Annotated in this window: 3 protein-coding genes; 1 reads left to right on the top strand and 2 read right to left on the bottom strand. The window is 61.4% G+C overall.

Features of this window, described 5'->3' with window-relative positions; all coding sequences use genetic code 11:
- Positions 1 to 1,462 precede the first annotated feature (1,462 nt).
- A complete protein-coding gene (locus IY392_RS08605; protein ID WP_081470468.1) occupies positions 1,463 to 1,753 on the top strand; it encodes a helix-turn-helix domain-containing protein in 291 nt (96 codons plus the stop codon).
- Positions 1,754 to 1,995: 242 nt separating this feature from the next.
- Here the strand turns inward: IY392_RS08605 and IY392_RS08600 are convergent, their stop codons facing one another.
- A complete protein-coding gene (locus IY392_RS08600; RefSeq protein ID WP_194860991.1) occupies positions 1,996 to 2,355 on the bottom strand; it encodes a hypothetical protein in 360 nt (119 codons plus the stop codon).
- Positions 2,352 to 3,885 (bottom strand): hypothetical protein (locus tag IY392_RS08595; RefSeq protein ID WP_194860990.1); only part of this gene is annotated, 1,534 nt, incomplete at its 5' end. The genes IY392_RS08595 and IY392_RS08600, both read right to left, overlap by 4 nt.

The raw sequence follows: 3,885 nt of genomic DNA, 5'->3' as shown, positions 1-3,885 counted from the left end.
CCGTCGATCCCAGATCCCGCCCCGCACACGCCGATGCGGGCACCCCGCCGGGCAGGTGCGACCACACGTGCCGCCGGGTGCGGGCACGCGCGACCTGGATCTTCTTGCGCTTGCCGGCAGTGACCTCATCGAGCGTGCGCCACACCGTCGGCGCCGACGCCACCGGGCCCAGGGCGCCGGACGCCGATGTCGGAGATGGACTCGCCGCCATCGGCGAGCATCACCGCGGTATCGATCAGCACACGGCCGCGGTCGTGGATCGGGATAAATTGTCGGCGAGCCATGGCCCCTGACAGCTCGGCGGTCAGACCGACCTGATCAGCCAGAAGTCGAGGCGCGATGGCCCCGGCGTGGGCGATCACCCCGACACCATCAGCAGTAACGGACAGACCGGCCGACCACGAAGTACGCTTCACCTACCGAGTGCTTTCTGCTGGAGAACATGGAACCTTAGACAAGTCCCAGTTTCCCCTGCTCAGGAAGCACTTCGGTCTATTTTCGCCCAGCGATCCGCAGATCCCCGTGAATCACCGGGCTTAGTGCTGCTGAACGGTTTTTTGCGGACGGTCGGCAGCAGCGTTGTCATCAGACCACTTAGAGCGTGCCGGCAACCGGAAACTCACCACATGCCGGTTATGGTTCCCAGCATCTCTTCCCAATGCCGCAGCGGCAGCAAGTGGCCCTCGTCCCGGTAGAGTTATTTCGACAAGCGGGGTTCCGGCGTGTGTTTGTCGCTGGGTCATGATTCCTGCCGGGCTCGGTGCAGTGTCGCGTACATAGCCAGCACGTTATTGACGCGAGGCATCGTGGTCGAGATCCGACCACGCATACGGCAGGGGTGGAGGTCGTTTAGAGGGGATTGCAACCTCAGACACTGAGATGAGGTTCGGCGCCGCACCAGACGGCGTTCGTATCGTGTGGTGGCCGACTCCGATCAGTTCGGTGCGCCGTTGTGCGACTGCATGTCCCACCAAGGTGAGGCGATCTCCGAATGATGAGACCTCAGCGCGGACCACTGCCCCATGTCTGACGGTGGCCGGCGAGCAGTTTGTGCTCGCAACATCAATTAAGTCCGCCCGTTCAGCCCAGATATTTAGCACGCGGCTATTAGGGGACTTGCCCTCGGTCGTGATAAAAGCCAGTCCCACTCTCAGCTCATTTGTCACGGCAGAGCGGTGAATTGGGCCGAACACACTGTAAACACCAAATATCGGGCTACGGAATTGAACTGTCCATTGCTCGCCCTTCGAGTGCGCCTCGATCAAGCTCAACATCTGGTGGACCGGGCGCCGCTTCGGCGGCCGGAGCGCGGGTAGCGGGAGCGGCGAGTGCACCAAGGACCTCGAGACGATCGTAGCGAAACCGGACACTAGTGTCCTATAGTATCGCTGAGGGGCCCTCGGGTGCCAGAAAGGGTCGTGCCGGTCGCTCGACACGGTCGATCGACGGCGATAATGGGCCTGTGCCTATCTCGGATCACAAGTTTTCGCCCATGGAGCTGCGGGAGAGGGAAGTCGTGCGCCGAGCCATCGGAACGGTCGTAGCCCGGTTGCGGAAGGCGGCCGCGCTCTCTCAGGTCGAAGTTGCCGAACAGGCGAACATGAGCGAGAGAGAGCTTCGACGGATTGAAAAGGGAGTCGGCGGAACCCCGCTGGATCGTCTATGGCCTCTAGCCCGTGCGATAAATTCAACGCCAGAAGAAATCGTGCTTGAAGCGCAGAAGCTCATAAGCGCCGACCCAGAACTCGGCTGAGAATACTAATGGGCCAGCCGCGACTCGTTTGATAGGCCGACCCAGTGGCGAGATTTGGCATGGCTGTAGAGATTGACGATCGTGGTCTGCACCCACCAACAACTTTCAGCTAGAACAGTCAGTACCACTGACGGCTAGGCTGTTCACTCCGTCGCGGCCTCCGGCAGGTTGCAGGGCGAAATCCTTGGGCTGATTGTTCGACACGCGCTGGTGAATAATTGGTTGACCGGCCTGCGTGGTGCTCAGAGTGGCGGCACTGACGTGAGACTTGGCGTGGGACGGTAGGTGAGGGCCGCGAGCGTCACTTGCGCGGCTAGCACCTCGTTGAGGGCTTTGAGTTCTTGAACTTCGGCAGTAAGAGACTTCACGTGTTCCGCATTGTCATTTTGGGTTCGGTCTCTTGTTGCGGCTTGATAAATTTCGATGAGTTGTTTTAGGTCGAGGTGTTTGTGGGTAAGCGCCGTTCGTGCAAGACCGGCTTCTTGGGCTATCGCTTTGACTGATAGTCGTCCCGAACTACCTTTGGATTCACCTTTCAGGGTCCGAATGAGCGCGGCAATGAGTTTGTCGCGTTCTTCTGCATCATCACCGCGTCGTGTCATGAATTGTTCTCTCCTCGTTCGTGTCGGGTGATTTCCTTGGTGAGTTCGTCCGCGATTTGCTGGTTGCGCGCTGCCAGCGGGGCGGGTAAGTAGTCGATTTCAGCAAGTAGTTGGTCGCGTTGCCGCGTCTTCTCTTCGACGTGGCTGTCGAGCAGGGCGATGTTGGGGCAGCCGCGTTGGCAGTTGGTGAGGTCTGGTGTGCCCGTGTCGTGGTTGGTAGCTCGGGTGGGGTGGCAGAGGGCGGTGGCGGCAACGTACGAGCAGACGTTGTGGGCGTGCCCGTTGTCGTGAATGAGAGTGAGTCCGGATCGTTTGAAACGGTCGAGTGCTGCTTCGGTTTTGACCTCGCCGGCGAACTCGGCAGCGAAGGCGGTGACGCCATCACGGACGCGATTCGTGGACGGGCCGCTAATGGCAGATCCGCCTTCGAGTTCTTCGGCGAGCATCGTGAGGTCATCCCAGGAGCCGAGGAGGGCGTCTAACTCCACTACATCGGGGAAGCCGGACTCCCCGCGCCCCGCGTAGCCGAGGGAGACGACGCTTTTGACGTGCCCGTACTGGATGCCGAGCGCAATCTCACCGCCGGGCTGGTTGGCGATGTGGTAGGCGAGCGTGCGTCGGAAGCGGGTGGTTCCGATAAGCAGGCGAGCGGCGTCACCGGATTGGTTCTCGGAGAGGATGCTGGTCGGCCCGGAGATTGGAACGACCGGGTCTCCGTTCTGGGTAGCGTGGGCGTTCCAGAGCGTGATGAAGCTGCCGAGACTAATACCTATGGAGGACGTGGTGGCTACTTCGCCTTGCCGCTGTTGGCCTTCTCGTGGGCGGCGGTTCCAGGCGAACAAATATGGGGTGTCTGGTCTCGCGAGCTGTTCGAGCGCCTCAATCGCGCGGGCGGCGGGCTCGATGGTCACCCACGGCTGGTCGCGTTGAGCACCTTGACTGAGTTGATCACCGTACTCGTCCCGGAGGCCCTTGAACTCGCGGCCGACGATTGTGTACTCAGCTGCGGCGCTGGCATTGCTGGTGACTGGGTTGTAGCGGAGGCAGCCGCGTTGAAGGTGCAGGACCTCTTGGGGGCGCATGCCGGTGAAGTAGGAGATGAGCACGAACGCTGCCGACCGCACGCTGCCTGCGTCGTAGGACTGGAGCCAGTTGGTGGCGTCCTTCCATTGTCGGGCGTTCTCGGCGGAGAGACGGCCCGGTGGGAGCGTGATCCCTTGCGCCGTGAACCATGTTTCAGCGGTCTTCTTAATGCCGCGACGCCCGACGGTGAGTGTGCCGTCGAGATAGCCGCTGATGACGGTGTGGGCGGCAACGATGAGCGCACTGATCGCCTCAGGGTGGAACGGTTCGGTTTTGTTCTCGTACTCGACTGGGGCAGGACCGAGCCACCGGCTATATTTCGCCGAGAACCATGAGGGTGCGGTGAACGCGTAAGGCGAGGGCAGGTCGACATTGTGGGCCCACAGTCGCCCTAGCCCCGCTGATTCACGGGCCGGTGTGACTGCTGCTGTCGGGTGACGGCGGGCT

It is taken from the genome of Dietzia sp. SYD-A1, assembly GCF_015356725.1.
Taxonomy (GTDB): domain Bacteria; phylum Actinomycetota; class Actinomycetes; order Mycobacteriales; family Mycobacteriaceae; genus Dietzia.
Note: the sequence above shows the minus strand (reverse complement) of the source record. Positions and strands in the feature narration are given on the sequence as shown.

What these genes read in the sequence shown, in the direction of transcription:
- IY392_RS08600 (WP_194860991.1), bottom strand. Translation starts at nt 2,355, where the DNA reads ATGACACGACGCGGTGATGATGCAGAAGAACGCGACAAACTCATTGCC.